The following is a 15,448-nucleotide window of genomic DNA, read 5'->3' as shown; positions in this document are numbered from 1 at the left end:
TGAAGAGAAGCCATGACCAATCTGCACCGCCATGCCCCGCTGCGCGTCGCGCTCGTCGGCCTCGGCACGGTGGGCGGCGGCGTCATTCGGCTGCTTCAGACCAATGCGGACCTGATCGCCCGTCGCGCCGGATGCCCGATTCAGATCGTCGCCATTTCCGCGCGCGACCGGAACAAGGATCGCGGCGTCGACCTGTCACCCTATGAATGGGTGGACGACATGACGACGCTTGCGACCCGCGACGACATCGACGTGGTGGTGGAGTTGATCGGGGGGGCGGACGGCCCTGCCCTCACCCTCGCCCGCCAGTGCCTGACCGTCGGCAAGCCTTTCGTCACCGCGAACAAGGCGATGCTGGCCCATCATGGGCTGGACCTCGCCGGTCTGGCGGAGAAGGCCGGCGTCGCGCTCAAATATGAAGCGGCGGTGGCCGGCGGCATCCCGGTCATCAAGGGCATGCGCGAAGGCGCCGCCGCGAACGAGATCAGCCGGGTCTACGGCATCCTGAACGGCACCTGCAATTACATCCTGACCACCATGGAGAAGGCCAAGGAATCGGGAAACCCCCGGGGCTTCGACGAGGTGCTGAAGGAAGCGCAGGAGCTGGGCTATGCGGAAGCCGATCCCAGCTTCGACATCGATGGCGTCGACGCCGCGCACAAGCTGACCATCCTTGCCAGCCTGGCCTTCGGCACGGAGCTGGATTTCGATGCGGTCGCGACCACCGGCATCCGCCATGTCATCGCCGCCGACATCGCGGAAGCGGCGGCGTTGGGATACCGCATCCGTCTGGTCGGCATGGCGGAGAATGGCCCTGAGGGTCTGTTCCAGCGCGTCCACCCGATGCTGGTGCCGCTCGACCATCCGCTCGCCCATGTCGATGGTTCGCTCAACGCCGTCGTGGCGGAGGGCAATTTCGTCGGCCGCCTCTTCTTCCAGGGGCGCGGCGCGGGCGATGGCCCGACCGCTTCGGCCGTGGTTGCGGACCTGATCGACGTGGCCCGCGACGAATATGGCGACGCGCTGGCCATGCCTGTCGCCGCCCTGGCGCAGCAAAAGCCCGCCGATGCCGGCAAGCGCGTGGGCCGCGCCTATCTGCGCTTCAAGGTGCAGGACCGGCCCGGCGTGCTGGCGGAGATCGCGGCGGCGACCCGCGATGCGGGCGTCTCGATCGAAAGCATGATCCAGCGCGGCGCCAATCAGGCGGACGGCGTATTGGTCGCCATCGTCACCCATGCGGGCGAGGAGCGCTGCGTCCTCGACACGCTGAACCGTCTGGCGGGTTCCGAGAGCCTGCTCCAGACGCCGATGGTGATGCACATATTGGACTGATCCGTCAGTCCAGCCCGAAACTCCGCGCCAGCGTTTGTTCGATCGGCTCGCCAAGCCGAAAGATCCGACGATTGGCGCGCTTGGGGCAATTCATATTGCCGATGATCCGGCATGGCCGCGCATCGAAGCGATAGGCATTCATCTTGCCATCACCGCCTGGCGCAACGCTGCTGCCGAGGCGCGGTCCTTCCGTCTCCCCGCCCCCCAGGCAGAGCGACGGCACGGCCTGACAGGGCGCCGGACGGACGTTGCCGATCCGGCGCGTGACGCCTTCGGGTTGAGCGGCAAGGCTGGCGGCAATCAGCAGGAGGATCATTTGCGCGGCCCTTGAGCGATTCCGACCGGCCGGAATCGATCGCCGGCCAAGAAATCGCGTAAAATCAAAGAAACGGAGCGGTTCTTGCTCTTGTTATCCTGCGAACGTGACAAACGTGCTTCCGTTGCATGGGCCTGCTGAAAAGCGCACCCTCGACAAGGATCGGCCGACATCCTATCGCGCTTCACAATAGCGATAGAAGAGGAAACGACATGGTGCAGGCAAGCTCGATACTCGATCGTGTGCTGGTGCTGGAGATGGTGCGCGTGACCGAAGCGGCCGCCATCGCCGCATCGAAGCTGATTGGGCGCGGCGATGAAAAGGCCGCCGACGCCGCCGCGGTCGAAGCGATGCGCCTGGCCTTCAACGACCTCTATATGGACGGCACCGTCGTCATCGGTGAAGGCGAACGCGACGAAGCGCCGATGCTCTATATCGGGGAGAAGGTGGGCAATGCGATCGGCACCGGCCCCCGGATCGACATCGCGCTCGATCCACTGGAAGGCACGACCATCACCGCCAAGGCCGGTCCCAACGCGCTCGCCGTGCTGGCGATCTCGGAGGAAGGCGGGCTGCTGAACGCGCCTGACGTCTATATGGAAAAGCTGGCGGTCGGTCCCGGCCTGCCCGACGGCATTATCGACCTCAACAAATCGGTGCAGGAGAATGTCGAGGCCGTCGCCAATGCCAAGGGCGTCGACCCGCATGAGATCATCGTCTGCGTGCTCGACCGGCCGCGCCATGAAAAGCTGATCGCGGAATTGCGCGCCATCGGCTGCGGCATCATGCTGATCCCCGATGGGGACGTAGCGGGCGTGATCGCCACCACCAATCCCGAAACCAATATCGACATGTATATGGGTTCGGGCGGCGCGCCCGAAGGCGTGCTGGCCTGCGCGGCGCTGCGCTGCGTCGGCGGGCAGTTCAAGGGCAAGCTGCTGTTCCGCAATGATGACGAGCGCGCCCGCGCCCGCAAATGGGGCATTACCGATCTCGACAGAATCTATGACCTCAAGGAGCTGGCCAAGGGCGACTGCATCTTCGCCGCGACCGGGGTCACTGACGGCTCGCTGCTGAACGGGGTCAAGCGGCTGCCCGGCGGCAAACTCACCACCGACAGCGTCGTGATGCGCGCCAGCACCGGCACGGTGCGCTGGGTGAAGGGCGAGCATCGGCTGGACCGGAAGCCGATCTGATCGATCATGAAGGGGTAAGAAAAAGGGACTCGCTCGAGTCCCTTTTTTCATGCGCGGCGTCGGCGCTTGCCTATCGCCCTGCGCGGTGGTTCAGATCGTGCCCGAGCGCCAGGATCGCGACGCCCAGCAACGTATAGGCGCTTTCCTGCCAGCCATGATCCATGGTGAGCGCGCCCGCCATGATGCCCAGGCCCAGCGATCCGATGGCGGCGGGCATCATATAGCCATGCGCCACCGCGCCATGACCGAGCGCCACGGCGCCGAGCAGGATCGCCAGCACAAGACCGGTCTCATGGAAGATCGGACTTTCGAAAATCCCGCCCGCCGAGGCCAGCACGCCCAACAAAACGGCGGTGCCGAAGCAATGGGCCACACACATGCCCGACAGCACGATCGCAATGCGATCGATCCGACCGTTGAGCAAATGCTGGCGAAGGCTGATCGGCATGGTGTGAGCTACATAGGCGAGGCGGAGGAAAGTTACAACATATCATCACCTGATTTTTGCGATGCTGTAACAAAGGACGTTCATGGCCAATTAGCTGCCATTGAGCGCATCCGTGTTCCTGCGAAGGCAGGAACCCAGTTCCGCCGCTTGTGGATCATCGCACCGTAGGAACTGGGCTCCTGCCTTCGCAGGAGCACGATGCGCTTCAAGAAAAAGCGCTAAGCAAACTGCCCGCTCTCCACCCTATGCCGCCAGCCGCAGACAGTTCCGCCCGCTATGCTTGGCGTTGTAGAGCGCCTTGTCCGCTGCCTCCAGCACCGCCTGGTCGTCGCTTTTCCCGTCCAGCCCCACCAGCCCCGCGCTGAACGTCACCGGAATCGCCTCGCCCGAATCGATCTGCACCGGATGGGCCGCCACCATTTCGCGCAGCCGTTCGCAGATCATGCTCGCGCGCCCGACATCGGTGCCGCTCAGCAGGATGGCGAACTCCTCGCCCCCCAGGCGGCCGATGCTGTCGACGCTGCGCAGCCCCGGACGCAGCCGCTCGACGAAACCGGCCAGCACGCGGTCGCCCGCGCCATGGCCGTAACAATCGTTGACCGCCTTGAAATGATCGATGTCGATCAGCAGCAGACAGGCGCGCGCGCCTAGGCGAACGCGCAGCATCTCCTCCTCCAGCTTTTCGAGGAAGGCGCGCCGCGTATCAGCCCCGGTCAGCGAATCGAGCGCAGCCTCCTGCTGCAAAGCGCGTTGCCGCGCCTTGTGCCGGGACATGTCGCGGATCGTGCTGACCAGGCCGGTGGGCAGGCCGCGCTCGTCGACCACCGCGCGCGCCACCATCTCGCACCATTCCCGGCCCTGGGCGGAGATGAAGGGGCGGAATTCCACCGTCTGCACGTCGCCCGGCTGGGCCAATGCCCGATCCAGCGTCGCGATCACCTGTTCCCGGTCCTCCGGATCGACCAGATTGGCGGCATCCTGACCGACCAGCAATTCCGGCGCGCAACCGATCTGTTCGGCCGCGGCGGGCGAGGCATATTCGATCACCCCCTCGACGCTGATGTTGAGCACGACGTCGCCGCTATTTTCCGCGATGGCGCGATAGCGCGCCTCGCTTTCCTGCAGCATCTGGAACAGGCGGCGGCGGCTGTTCAATTCCGCCGCGATCGGCATGGACAGCAGGAAGCAAAAGGCCAGGAAAAGCTGGAAATACTGCATCCGCTCGCCCAGGGTGCCGGGGATCATGTGCAACGGCCCATGGCCGGTCATGGTGGCCATGCCGCCGATGATCGCCAGGATCATGACCGATGCCGCCGCCCCCAGATTGCCCAGGCGGAACACGATGGCGACCATCGGCAGCAACAGCGCGAACAGCATCGGATAGCGCGCGACATAGAAGACATGGGCCGTCGCCAGGGCGAACAGCAGCAACAGGCCCAGCGCTTCCCATTTTTGGCGATGGCTGGTCTGGCCGAACCAGCGCCGCAATTCGCCCTGCATCAGCATCATCAGGATCGGCGTGCAGGTCAGCCCGCCCAGCACATGCCCGGTATACCATTGCAACAGGGATGCGCCGAAGGACACGGGAATCAGCGTCGATGCGACAGACGCCGCGGCCATGCCCGCGATCAGATTGGCCGGGCCGCAGAGCGCCAGGACGAAAACGAACAGCGGCTGCATCGATCCGGCGAATTTGCCGCCCGGCGCGAAGCGGTGGCAGAGCAGCGCGACGATCAGTGCTTCCAGCAAATTGATGCCCGCCATCGGCGCGGCGGCGAGTGGCCCCATGCCCCACAGCGCCGTCGACAGCGCGCTCGCCACGCCGCAGGCGATAAGAGCCCCTGGCCAGCTATTGGTCCGGGACGTCAGCAGATAAGCCATCAGCAACGCGTTGGCGCCCCAGATGAACGCCAGCCCCCCTTCGAAACGCGAACTGGCGAGCGCCAGCGACGCCATCAGGAAATAAGCGCAACCCAAGGCGATCGGCGCCAGGCGGGAAGAAGGATGTCGAAGAGACGTCTGCATGTTCCGCACCGCCCTAGACGCTTATCGTTAAAATATACTCACGATAATGATTTTACACAGAGGAAAATCATGCGGAGGCCAGCAAAGCCTGCCATCCCCGCAGCCTTTCCCTCCGGATGTCCTCCGGCAAGGCCGGGGTGAAGCGCTGCCCTCCCGCCCCCATCGCCGCCGATGCCGTGGAAAGCGAGGGGAACAGGCCGCTGCCTACCGCCGCCAGCATCGCCGCCCCCTTGGCTGTCGTCTCCACATCGGCCGGGCGATCGACGGGCAGATCCAGAATGTCCGCCAGATCCTGCGCGATCCAGTCATTGGCGCTCATCCCGCCATCGATGCGCAGCGTCCGCCAGGGCACGCCGTCAGCCGCGAAAGCCCCGGCCAGGTCATGGATCTGGTGCGACAGCGATTCGAGCGCCGCGCGCACGATATGCGCACGCTTCGTGCCCAGCGTCAGACCATGGATCACGCCCTTGGCATCGGCGCGCCAGTGCGGCGCGCCCAGCCCCGCCAGCGCAGGCAGCATGGTGACGCCACCGCTGTCCGGCACCGACCGGACCAGCCCCTCCGTTTCCGCCGCCGTGGCGATCAGGCCCAGCTCGTCGCGCAGCCATTGGATCAGGCTGCCCGCGACGAACAGCGATCCTTCCAGCGCATAGCTCGTCTCGCCCGGCAGCCGGCAGAGCAAAGTCCCGAGCAGGCGATGCCGCGAAACCGGCACGGCGCTGCCCATATGGGCGAGGACGAAAGCGCCGGTGCCCAATGTCGCCTTGGCATCGCCCGGCGTCAGACAGCCCTGACCGATGGTCGCCGCCTGCTGATCCCCCATCAATCCCCGGATCGCAATCGGCCGCCCGAACCATTCCGCCCGCGTCTCGCCAAAGGCACCGATATTGTCGGTGATCTCCGGCAAAGCCCGCAACGGCACGCCGAACAGGTCGCATAGACCCCGATCCCATTCCGTCCCGTCCAAAGCCATCAACTGGGTGCGGCTGGCATTGCTGGCGTCGCTGACATGCAGACCGCCGGTCAGCTTCCACACCACCCAGCTTTCGACCGTACCAAAGGCCAGAGCGTCTCCCGCCTCGACCACCGCAGGCGCATGATCCAGAAGCCAGCGCATCTTGGTCGCGGAGAAATAGGGATCGAGCACCAGCCCGGTCCGCCGCTGGATCGCCCCCTCCTCGCCCGCCTCCCGCAGTGCGGCGCAATGATCGGCGGTGCGGCGGTCCTGCCAGACGATGGCAGGGGCCAAAGGCTGCCCCGTCCGCCGGTCCCATGCCACCACGGTTTCGCGCTGGTTGGTGATGCCGATAGCGGCGATGCGGTCCGCCCCGCCCGCCAGCGCCACCATCTCGCGCGCGCAGGCCAGGGTCTTCTCCCAGATCTCCGCCGCGTCATGTTCGACCCAGCCGGGCTGCGGATAATATTGGGTTAGCTCCGCCTGCGTCATGCCTAGCCGCCGCCCGTCCGGCGCATAGAGCATCGCCCGGGTCGATGTCGTGCCTTCATCCAGCACCAATATGTGCGGCTCGCTCATGCCCCCTCCCCCAGCCACTGTTCGACGCGCGCTTTCTGCTGCGCGTCCAGGCGCAGGCCCAGCTTGGTCCGGCGCCACAATATGTCGTCGGCGGTCATCGCCCATTCCCGCTCGACCAGATAGCGCAGCTCCGCCTCGGTCAGGCCATGGCCGAAATAAGTCCCCAGCCCATCCATGCCATGCGCCGTCCCCAGCCAGTCCCAGGCGCGGGTGCCATAGGCGCAGGCGATGCGCTGCAATGAGGCATAATCGAGAAACGGATAGTCGCAGCCCAGATCCGCGATGAGCTGATCGCGCCCCTGCATCGGGAAATCGCCGCCCGGCAGCGGAGCCTTTGCGGTCCAGTCGCCGCCCGACAGGCTGGGGAGAAAAGGTTTCAGCATCGCCACCGCTTCGGCGGCGAGGTGGCGATAGGTGGTGATCTTGCCCCCGAACAGGCTGAGCAGCGGCGCCTCCCCCTGCGGCGCGTCCAGCTCCAGCCGGTAGCCACGCGTCGCCGCCTCCGGCCTGGCCGAACCGTCGTCGATCAGCGGGCGCACCCCGGCATAGGACCACAGCACATCCTGCGGCGCGATCGCCTTTCTGAAATATCGATTGGCCGCGTCGCAGAGATAGGAGATCTCCTCCGGCTCCGGCCGCACATCATCGACCGGGCCGGCATGATCGCGGTCGGTCGTCCCGATCAGGGTGAAACCCCGCTCATAGGGCAGCGCGAAGAAGATGCGGCTGTCGGGCAGTTGGAAGAAATAGGCGAAGCCATGATCGAACAGCCGTGGCACGACGATATGCGATCCGCGCACCAGCCGCATGTGGCGCGCCGAGTCGCCATGGGCGCGATGGAGCAGGTCGAGGACCAGCGGCCCCGCCGCGTTGACCACGGCGCTCGCTCGAAAGCGCGCCGCCGATCCATCCGGCCCCTGCGCATGGATCGTCCAGCCGCCGCTTTCCCGATCCAGGCGCTGCACCTCGGTCCGGGTGCGGACGTCCGCGCCCCGGTCGGCAGCATCGCGAGCGTTCAGGATGACGAGGCGTGCATCATCTACCCAGCCGTCGGAATAGATATAGGCCTTGCCGAAGCCGGATTTCAGCGGCTGCCCAGCTGGATGGCGGCTCAGGTCGACACCCTCCGTCGGCGGCAGCGCGCGGCGGCCGCCGATATGGTCGTAAACGAAAAGGCCAAGGCGCAGCATCCAGCGCGGCCGCAGACCCGGCACCCAGGGCAGCACGAAGCGCAGCGGATGGATAATATGCGGCGCGATCGCCCAGAGCCGCTCGCGCTCGGCCAGCGATTCGCGCACCAGGCCGAATTCACGATGCTCCAGATAGCGAAGTCCGCCATGGATGAGCTTGGTCGAGGCGGAGGATGTGCCTTGCGCCAGATCGCCGCGCTCCAGCAGCAGCACCCTGGCCCCTCGCCCGGCGGCATCGCGGGCGACGCCGCAGCCATTGACGCCGCCGCCGATCACGGCGAGGTCATAGGCGGCTGGGTCCGTCTCCCTTGTCACGGGGGCATGTTAGCGTGGTTGGGCGGTGGGGGGAACCTTGATGCCGCGTCAGCACGCAAGCGCTGACTTAAAATCCCCCTGCGCGAAGCGCGGGGAAGGAAAAATCTCCTACGCCTTTTCCAGCGTGCACTGAAGCGGATGCTGGTTCTGCCGGGCGAAATCCATCACCTGGTTCACCTTGGTTTCCGCCACCTCATAGCTGAAGATGCCGCAGACGCCGACGCCGCGCTGGTGGACATGCAGCATCACGCGGGTCGCCTCCTCCATGTCCATGCGGAAAAATTGTTGGAGGACATGGACGACGAATTCCATCGGCGTGTAGTCGTCGTTCAGCATCAGCACCTTGTAGAGCGAGGGCTTTTTCGTCCGGGCGCGAGTGCGCGTAGCGATGCCGACATTGGGACCGCCCGAGCCGTCGCCCTGGTCGTCCTGATCCCTGCCCGCCATCATCGCGGGATATGCCGATATCGAAATGCTGCTCATAATGCGGAAGGATATGGCGATTTGGTCTTGCATGGCAAGAGGGCGGGCGGGCCGTAAACCATGCTTCTCGATAGTAATGGCTTGGGAAAGTGGAAATGGGTGGCAGGCGGACTTTGAGTTTCCGTTCGCCCTGAGCTTGTCGAAGGGTCTTGCTGAGCGAAGGCGAAGCATGGGAGCCTCGCTCCGCTCGGCAAAGGGCTTCGACTTGCCGAAGGCAAGTTTATCCTGAGCGCCTGCCTTGGCAGGCAGACGAAGGGCTCAGCCCGAACGGATATCTCTCGTCAGCTTTTGGCCATGTGCCGCCTTGGGTTCGCCGGAAAAAAGAAACGGCCTCCGCGCTAGGCGGAAGCCGTTTCCTTTTTCCAAAGCCCGAAGGCAAGATCAGGCGGCGAGCGACTTCACCTTGTCGGTCACCACGGTCACGCGGGCGGTCAGCGGCGACGCCACGTCGCCGGCCAGCTTGATCAGCGCTTCGCTGCTCTTGGCCGCTTCCTTGGTGAATTCGTCGAAGCTGCTCGAAAAGAGCTGGCTCTGAAGCTGGAAGAATTCGGTCGGGGTCTTCACGGTCGAGAAGCTCTTGAAAGAGGCGGTCGCCTTTTCGAAGCTCTTCTTGCTGTAATCGACAGCTTCCTGGCCCAGGGTTTCAAAGCCCTTGGCCGCGATCTTGCCGGATTCGACCAGCGCTTCGACATTGCCCTTGGCGATGTCGCTGAACTCTTCGATCGCCTTGGTCGACTTCTCGACGCTCACCTTCGCCTTCTCGTTCAGGTCGGCATAGACCGTTTCGAGCTTGGCCTTGGTTTCTTCAGCGAACTTCTTTCCGGTTTCGATCACGTCGTTCATCATCTTTGTTCCTTCTGTGGCGGGCAGCAATGTGGGCTCTGACGGCCCGGCCTTCGGCAGGCTCTTGACTTCCTTGGGCTCCGGAGGCGCAGCCTTTGCCACCGGCTCAATCTTCGGCGTTTCTACCTTCGGCGCCGCAACAACGGGCGACGGCGCAGGTGCAACGGGGGTCGGTTCGGGCTTGGCTTCCTTGACCGGTTCAGGCTCGGGCGCTGCATCGACGGCGGTGGTCGCCGCGATCACCGCCACCGGATCGGCCTTGGCCACTGGCGCCGGTTTGGCGACAGGGGTTGCAGGCTTGGGGGGCGCCGGTTTTTTCGCGGCAGGCTTCGCCGGTACATTGATCGCAGCTTCGGCGGCCTTCAGCGCCTCACTGGCGGACAGGGTCGACGATGCCTTCTTCGCGACGGGTTTCTTACGCACTGGCTTTGGGGTAACGGCCATGGACCAACCTCCCTTTGTTGCAGTGCACAATATGGCTTTTGCAGCGCCGTTGCAAGCACTTTTGTGCACTGCAACAAATTTGACATATGCATATGGCCGCAAGGAAAAGGCGGACTACCGCAAATTTCCGGCAAGCGGATGATTCAGCGCGTTTTCACGTAACGGCCCGGCGCATCCTCGATCGTCTTGAGTCGGCCCTTGCCCGGCTGGCGCGCGCCTTTCGCCGGCACGGTTTCGGGATTTTGCCCGCGAATCCACTCGATCCAATCGGGCCACCAGCTACCCTTGGTCTCCTTCGCCTGCGCAAGAAAGGCGTCCAGAGTCGGCTGCGATTCGTCGCAGGCCCAATATTGATATTTCCCCGCCGCCGGCGGATTGACCACGCCCGCAATATGCCCCGATCCCGCCAGCAGGAAACGGATCGGCCCGGCAAGATGCTCGGTCAGCTTCCACACGCTTTCCAGCGGAGCGATATGATCCTCACGCCCCGCCTGCACATAGGCAGGGGTCTTGATCTGGCGCAGATCGATCGGCGTGCCCGCCACGCTGATCGCGCCCGGCTGCACCAACAGATTGTCGCGATAGAGCTGGGTCAGATAATCCCTGTGCCAACGCGCCGGCAGATTGGTCGTGTCGCCATTCCAGTAGAGCAGGTCGAAGGGCGGATAATCCTGCCCCAGCAGGTAATTGTTGACGACATAGTTCCAGATCAGGTCGCGCCCGCGCAGCAGGTTGAAGGTCGCGGCCATATAACGCCCGTCAAGGAAGCCGCCGGTGGAAAGCTGCTCCACCATCTTCATCTGCTCGTCATCGACGAAGAGGGTCAGATCGCCCGCCTGGGCAAAATCGACCTGGGCGGTGAAGAAGGTGGCGCTGGCGACCTTGTCCGCCTCCCCCCGCGCCGCCAGCAGGGCCAGCGTGGCGGCGAGCGTGGTGCCCGCGACGCAATAGCCGATCGCGTGGACGCTCGGCACCTTCAGCAGATCGCGCACCGTGTCGATCGCGTCGATCTGGCCGTCCAGGATATAATCGTCCCAGATCAGATCCTTCATCGAGGCGTCGGCCGACTTCCAGGAGACGAGGAAGACGCTGAGCCCCTGATCGACCGCCCATTTGACGAAGCTCTTTTCCGGCGAGAGGTCAAGAATGTAGAAGCGGTTGATCCAGGGCGGGAAGATGATCAGCGGCGTTTCCAGCACCGTCTCCGTCGTCGGCGCATAATGGATGAGCTGGTAGAGCGGCGTCTCCTTGATCACCTTGCCGGGGGTCGAGGCGATGTTGCGCCCCACTTCGAACGCCATGCCATCGGTATGGGTGAGCTGGCCCTTTTCCAGGTCGGCCAGCATATGCTGCAGACCCTTCACCAGATTTTCGCCGCCGCTCTGAATCGTCCTCTGCACGACCATGGGGTTGGTCAGCGGGAAATTGCTGGGCGCCATGGCGTCGAGCATGCCGCTGGTGGCGAAACGCAGCTTCGCCTTCTGCTTCGGATCGACGCCGTCGACCGCATCGGCCAGCTTCATCAGATAGTCCGACAGCAGCAAATAGCTCTGCCGGATCAGGTCGTAAAAGGGATGTTCGGTCCAGGCCGGGTCGGCAAAGCGCCGGTCCCTGGCGGCGGCGGGGCTGCCGGGCGGCGGCGGTTCGGGCTGGTCGCGCAACAGCCCGCCCGAATCGAGGAAACGCTGCCACAGGGCGAGCCCTTCATCGGCAAAACTGGTCTGAATGCGGGACACGGCTTCAGGATCGAACGGCAAGGCGCGGCCGGTCGCGCCGGCCGCCTGTTCCAGCAGCAATTGCTGCGCGCGGCCGAGCACCTGGGTCCATTGCTGCATTTCTTCGAGCGTGGGGAGATGGGGTTCCATGATGTCCTGTGCTTTCATGGCCACCTTCGTCCTCCTGGCATGGTCCGGTTCGCCGCTTTCACTGGCGTGTCGCAAGCTGGCGAGTTATAGCCAGATTGTGACGCGTCGAATGCGCATCACGCACTATTCCTTACCGAGAGCTTTCAGGAAAGCCCCAAATGTCCGAAGAATTCTACCGCATGAAGCGTCTGCCGCCCTACGTCATCGCTGAAGTCAATGCGATGCGGGCCGCCGCGCGAGCCGCGGGAGAGGACATTATCGACCTGGGGATGGGCAATCCCGACCTGCCGCCGCCCGACCATGTCATCGCCAAGCTGTGCGAAGTCGCGCAGAAGCCGAGCGCGCATGGCTATTCCCAGTCCATGGGCATTCCGGGGCTGCGCAAGGCGCAGGCCAATTATTATAGCCGCCGCTTCGGCGTCGATCTGGACCCGGAAACCGAGGTCGTCGTGACCATGGGGTCGAAGGAAGGCCTCGCCAGCCTCGCCACCGCGATCACCGCGCCGGGCGATGTCGTGCTGGCGCCCAATCCCAGCTATCCGATCCATATGTTCGGCTTCATCATCGCGGGGGCGACCATCCGTTCCGTGCCGACCACGCCGGACGAGCATTATTGGCAGTCGCTGGAGCGGGCGATGGCCTTCACCGTGCCGCGTCCCTCGATCCTGGTGGTGGGTTATCCGAGCAATCCGACCGCCGAGACGGTCGACCTCGCTTTCTACGAGCGGCTCGTCGCCTGGGCGAAGGAGAACAAGGTGTGGGTGCTGTCCGACCTTGCCTATTCCGAGCTTTATTATGACGGCAATCCGACGCCCTCCATCCTCCAGGTGCCGGGCGCCAAGGATGTGGCGGTGGAATTCACATCGCTGTCCAAGACCTACTCCATGGCGGGTTGGCGCATCGGCTTCGCGGTCGGCAACAAGCAGTTGATCGCGGCGTTGAAGCGGGTGAAATCCTATCTCGACTATGGCGCCTTCACCCCGATCCAGGCGGCGGCCTGCGCAGCCTTGAACGGGCCGCAGGACATCGTGCAGAAGAACCGCGAACTTTATCACAAGCGCCGCGACGTGATGGTGGAGGCTTTCGGCCGGGCGGGATGGGACATTCCCGCGCCCAAGGCGTCGATGTTCGCCTGGGCGCCGCTGCCCCCTGCCCTCAAGGAGATGGGGAGCCTGGAATTTTCCAAGCAGCTCCTGACCCATGCCAAGGTCGCGGTCGCGCCGGGCGTCGGCTATGGCGAGGATGGCGAGGGCTATGTCCGCATCGCCATGGTGGAGAATGAGCAGCGGCTGCGGCAGGCCGCGCGCAACATCAAGCAATATCTCAAGTCCATGGGCGTCAACACACCCGCCCAAGGCGCAGCCTGAGAGAATGGATGGCATGCTCCTGCGCAAGCAGGAGCATGATTCCCAAGGACATGATGGCGCGCAGCCCATAGAAGCATTTCGGTCCTTGCCATTTCCCTCGCTCTGCGCTGTTTGAAACCATGATCGCACTCCCACAGGTTTCCCAGGTCGCGCAGACCATCCAGCTCGCCTTGGCGCCCGTCTTCCTGCTCGCGGGCATCGGGGCGTTCCTGAACGTCTGCGTCGGCCGGCTGGCGCGCATCATCGACCGGGCGCGGAAGATAGAGGAGAAGATACTCGCCTCCCGCGGCAAGGAGCATGACCGCATGGTGAGCGAAATCCGCGTGCTCGACCGGCGGATGAGCGTGGTCAATGGCGCGATCTTCCTGTCGGTGGCGTCGGCCTGCGCGGTCTGCCTGGTGGTCATCCTGCTGTTCGCGGCGAACCTGTTCGGCGTGCATCTGGGCACGCCGATCGCGATCCTCTTCATCCTGGCCATGGTTTTGCAGGCGGCGGCCTTCGGCACATTCATCCAGGAAATCCGGCTGGCCTCGCGGACCATCCACATCCGCAATGAAGTGCTCTACCATCAGGTGGAGGAAGAGAGCGCGGCATGACGAAATTCACGGTCAACGACCGGCCCGTCCAATATCGCATGGACCCGGCGACGCCGCTGCTCTGGGCCTTGCGCGACGCATCCAACCTGACCGGGACGAAATATGGCTGCGGAACCGGCGATTGCGGCGCCTGCACCGTCGATATCGATGGAGAGGCCGTGCGGTCCTGCCAGGTGACGATCGCCGCCACCGAGGGGAAGTTCGTCACCACGATCGAAGGCCTGTCGCCCGATCGGGGCCATCCGCTGCAACAGGTGTTCGCGGCGGACAATGTGTCGCAATGCGGCTATTGCATTCCCGGCATCATCATGACGGCCTCGGCGCTGCTGCGGCGGACCAGCGATCCGAGCGACGAGGAGATCGACGCCGCACTGACCAACATCTGCCGTTGCGGCATCTATCCCCGGTTGCGGGGCGCGATCCAGCGCGCCGGAAGGGTGATGCGGGGCGAGGAAGTGGTGGACGCCGTCCCGCCCTCAGGGATCACGCCCGATGAAGCAACCAAGGCAGTTCCGGCGCTGCGAAAGCCTTAGATGCGTTATGTTCCTGCAAAGGCAGGAACAGGTTGCTCCTCATATAATAAGCCAGCTAACCGAAGCGATAGCCGGACACGGTCCAGCCCAGCACGGTGCTGGCATGATCGCGCACCGCCGCATCCTCTCCGCCCGCGCCCAGGGCGACCATCAGGGGAAGGAGGTGCTCCTCTCGCGGATGGGCGAAATGGGCTTGCGGCAGGTCGGCCCAGGCAGCGACGCGCCGGGCGCGGCTGGCCGGGTCGGGATCGGTGACGGCGGCGGTCAGGGCGTCGTCCCACAGCTTGGAGGGCGCGGTGGCCTGCGCGCCGCGGACCCGGAGATTGTGGAAGCTCATGCCCGAACCGATGATGAGGACGCCTTCGTCGCGAAGGGGCGCGAGCGCTCGACCAGCGGCAATATGCGCTTCAGGATCGAGGTCGCGGCGGAGCGAAAGCTGGGCAAGCGGGATGTCGGCGTCGGGAATCGCCACCTTCATCGGGATGAAGACGCCATGGTCCCAGCCCCTCTGTTCCTCCGTGCCGGTGGGGAAGCCCGCCTGTTCCAGCAGGCTCGCGGCGCGGCGGGCCAGCGCGGGCGCGCCGGGGGCATCCCAGCGCAGCGTGTAGCTGTGCGGGGGGAAACCATAATAGTCGAACAGCAGGCCCGGCTTTTCGCCGGCGTGAACCGTGAAGCAGCTTTCCTCCCAATGGCCGGAGATCAGCAGGATCGCGCTGGGGCGTTCAGGCAGGGTGGCAACGAGCTTCGCCAGATAGTCCTGCATCGGATGCCACATCGGGTCGCTATGCGGACGGTCGGGGTCGCTGGGGTCCATGAAGAAGCACGGGCCGCCGCCATGGGGGATGAAGAGGGTCGGTTGTCTCATGGCCCATAGATCGGAGCCGTTGCGCGCGGGCGCAAGCTGGCGGGTGGAAACGAATTGTTTCGAGTGATGTGGGCGGGATCGAGCGGCTTCCCACCA

Annotated in this window: 14 protein-coding genes; 5 read left to right on the top strand and 9 right to left on the bottom strand. The window is 64.6% G+C overall.

Annotated features, from left to right (window positions below):
* Positions 1-12 precede the first annotated feature (12 nt).
* On the top strand, positions 13-1,332 hold the full coding sequence (locus tag VVT58_RS15410; protein ID WP_066560022.1) for a homoserine dehydrogenase: 1,320 nt from the start codon (positions 13-15) through the stop codon (positions 1,330-1,332).
* Between the two features lie 4 nt (positions 1,333-1,336).
* Here the strand turns inward: VVT58_RS15410 and VVT58_RS15405 are convergent, their stop codons facing one another.
* The gene (locus VVT58_RS15405) at positions 1,337-1,648 is read right to left on the bottom strand and encodes a hypothetical protein (RefSeq protein ID WP_327752945.1); all 312 of its coding nucleotides are present in this window, start codon (positions 1,646-1,648) and stop codon (positions 1,337-1,339) included.
* Between the two features lie 212 nt (positions 1,649-1,860).
* On the opposite strand from VVT58_RS15405, the gene glpX reads away from it, so the two are divergent.
* The gene (gene glpX / locus VVT58_RS15400; protein ID WP_327752946.1) at positions 1,861-2,844 is read left to right on the top strand and encodes a class II fructose-bisphosphatase; all 984 of its coding nucleotides are present in this window, start codon (positions 1,861-1,863) and stop codon (positions 2,842-2,844) included.
* Positions 2,845-2,914: 70 nt separating this feature from the next.
* Here the strand turns inward: glpX and VVT58_RS15395 are convergent, their stop codons facing one another.
* From VVT58_RS15395 to VVT58_RS15365, 7 genes are all read right to left on the bottom strand, one after another.
* Positions 2,915-3,292, bottom strand: a complete 378-nt coding sequence (locus VVT58_RS15395; RefSeq protein WP_066560034.1) for a MerC domain-containing protein — start codon at positions 3,290-3,292, stop codon at positions 2,915-2,917.
* Positions 3,293-3,535: 243 nt separating this feature from the next.
* Complete coding sequence (locus VVT58_RS15390; RefSeq protein ID WP_327752947.1) at positions 3,536-5,317, bottom strand: diguanylate cyclase; 1,782 nt, start codon at positions 5,315-5,317, stop codon at positions 3,536-3,538.
* A gap of 67 nt (positions 5,318-5,384) precedes the next feature.
* A complete protein-coding gene (locus tag VVT58_RS15385; protein ID WP_327752948.1) occupies positions 5,385-6,851 on the bottom strand; it encodes a glycerol kinase in 1,467 nt (488 codons plus the stop codon).
* Positions 6,848-8,356 carry a glycerol-3-phosphate dehydrogenase gene (locus VVT58_RS15380; RefSeq protein WP_327752950.1) on the bottom strand — a complete coding sequence of 503 codons (1,509 nt, stop codon included), beginning with the start codon at positions 8,354-8,356 and terminating at the stop codon, positions 6,848-6,850. The genes VVT58_RS15385 and VVT58_RS15380 overlap by 4 nt, the downstream gene beginning before the upstream one ends.
* A 108-nt stretch (positions 8,357-8,464) precedes the next feature.
* Entirely contained in the window at positions 8,465-8,872 is a 408-nt protein-coding gene (gene clpS / locus VVT58_RS15375) for an ATP-dependent Clp protease adapter ClpS (RefSeq protein WP_066560041.1), read from the bottom strand.
* Between the two features lie 348 nt (positions 8,873-9,220).
* Complete coding sequence (locus tag VVT58_RS15370) at positions 9,221-10,126, bottom strand: phasin family protein (RefSeq protein WP_327752951.1); 906 nt, start codon at positions 10,124-10,126, stop codon at positions 9,221-9,223.
* 143 nt (positions 10,127-10,269) lie between these two features.
* Complete coding sequence (locus tag VVT58_RS15365) at positions 10,270-12,009, bottom strand: class I poly(R)-hydroxyalkanoic acid synthase (protein ID WP_327752998.1); 1,740 nt, start codon at positions 12,007-12,009, stop codon at positions 10,270-10,272.
* Between the two features lie 140 nt (positions 12,010-12,149).
* Here VVT58_RS15365 and VVT58_RS15360 point away from each other — a divergent pair, with 140 nt between their 5' ends.
* The 3 genes from VVT58_RS15360 (at position 12,150) to VVT58_RS15350 (ending at position 14,487) form a co-directional block, all read left to right on the top strand.
* Positions 12,150-13,358 carry an LL-diaminopimelate aminotransferase gene (locus VVT58_RS15360; protein WP_327752952.1) on the top strand — a complete coding sequence of 403 codons (1,209 nt, stop codon included), beginning with the start codon at positions 12,150-12,152 and terminating at the stop codon, positions 13,356-13,358.
* Positions 13,359-13,477: 119 nt separating this feature from the next.
* A complete protein-coding gene (locus VVT58_RS15355; RefSeq protein WP_066560049.1) occupies positions 13,478-13,954 on the top strand; it encodes a DUF2721 domain-containing protein in 477 nt (158 codons plus the stop codon).
* Positions 13,951-14,487, top strand: a complete 537-nt coding sequence (locus VVT58_RS15350; RefSeq protein ID WP_327752953.1) for a (2Fe-2S)-binding protein — start codon at positions 13,951-13,953, stop codon at positions 14,485-14,487. The genes VVT58_RS15355 and VVT58_RS15350 overlap by 4 nt, the downstream gene beginning before the upstream one ends.
* A 55-nt stretch (positions 14,488-14,542) precedes the next feature.
* Here VVT58_RS15350 and VVT58_RS15345 read toward each other — a convergent pair whose 3' ends face one another.
* Complete coding sequence (locus VVT58_RS15345; RefSeq protein ID WP_327752954.1) at positions 14,543-15,352, bottom strand: class III extradiol ring-cleavage dioxygenase; 810 nt, start codon at positions 15,350-15,352, stop codon at positions 14,543-14,545.
* Positions 15,353-15,448 lie beyond the last annotated feature (96 nt).

The sequence above is a fragment of the Sphingobium sp. SJ10-10 genome (genome assembly GCF_036038995.2).
Taxonomy (GTDB): domain Bacteria; phylum Pseudomonadota; class Alphaproteobacteria; order Sphingomonadales; family Sphingomonadaceae; genus Sphingobium.
Note: the sequence above shows the minus strand (reverse complement) of the source record. Positions and strands in the feature narration are given on the sequence as shown.

What these genes read in the sequence shown, in the direction of transcription:
- VVT58_RS15410 (WP_066560022.1), top strand. Translation starts at nt 13, where the DNA reads ATGACCAATCTGCACCGCCATGCCCCGCTGCGCGTCGCGCTCGTCGGC.
- VVT58_RS15405 (WP_327752945.1), bottom strand. Translation starts at nt 1,648, where the DNA reads ATGATCCTCCTGCTGATTGCCGCCAGCCTTGCCGCTCAACCCGAAGGC.
- glpX (WP_327752946.1), top strand. Translation starts at nt 1,861, where the DNA reads ATGGTGCAGGCAAGCTCGATACTCGATCGTGTGCTGGTGCTGGAGATG.
- VVT58_RS15395 (WP_066560034.1), bottom strand. Translation starts at nt 3,292, where the DNA reads ATGCCGATCAGCCTTCGCCAGCATTTGCTCAACGGTCGGATCGATCGC.
- VVT58_RS15390 (WP_327752947.1), bottom strand. Translation starts at nt 5,317, where the DNA reads ATGCAGACGTCTCTTCGACATCCTTCTTCCCGCCTGGCGCCGATCGCC.
- VVT58_RS15385 (WP_327752948.1), bottom strand. Translation starts at nt 6,851, where the DNA reads ATGAGCGAGCCGCACATATTGGTGCTGGATGAAGGCACGACATCGACC.
- clpS (WP_066560041.1), bottom strand. Translation starts at nt 8,872, where the DNA reads ATGCAAGACCAAATCGCCATATCCTTCCGCATTATGAGCAGCATTTCG.
- VVT58_RS15370 (WP_327752951.1), bottom strand. Translation starts at nt 10,126, where the DNA reads ATGGCCGTTACCCCAAAGCCAGTGCGTAAGAAACCCGTCGCGAAGAAG.
- VVT58_RS15365 (WP_327752998.1), bottom strand. Translation starts at nt 12,009, where the DNA reads ATGAAAGCACAGGACATCATGGAACCCCATCTCCCCACGCTCGAAGAA.
- VVT58_RS15360 (WP_327752952.1), top strand. Translation starts at nt 12,150, where the DNA reads ATGTCCGAAGAATTCTACCGCATGAAGCGTCTGCCGCCCTACGTCATC.
- VVT58_RS15355 (WP_066560049.1), top strand. Translation starts at nt 13,478, where the DNA reads ATGATCGCACTCCCACAGGTTTCCCAGGTCGCGCAGACCATCCAGCTC.
- VVT58_RS15350 (WP_327752953.1), top strand. Translation starts at nt 13,951, where the DNA reads ATGACGAAATTCACGGTCAACGACCGGCCCGTCCAATATCGCATGGAC.
- VVT58_RS15345 (WP_327752954.1), bottom strand. Translation starts at nt 15,352, where the DNA reads ATGAGACAACCGACCCTCTTCATCCCCCATGGCGGCGGCCCGTGCTTC.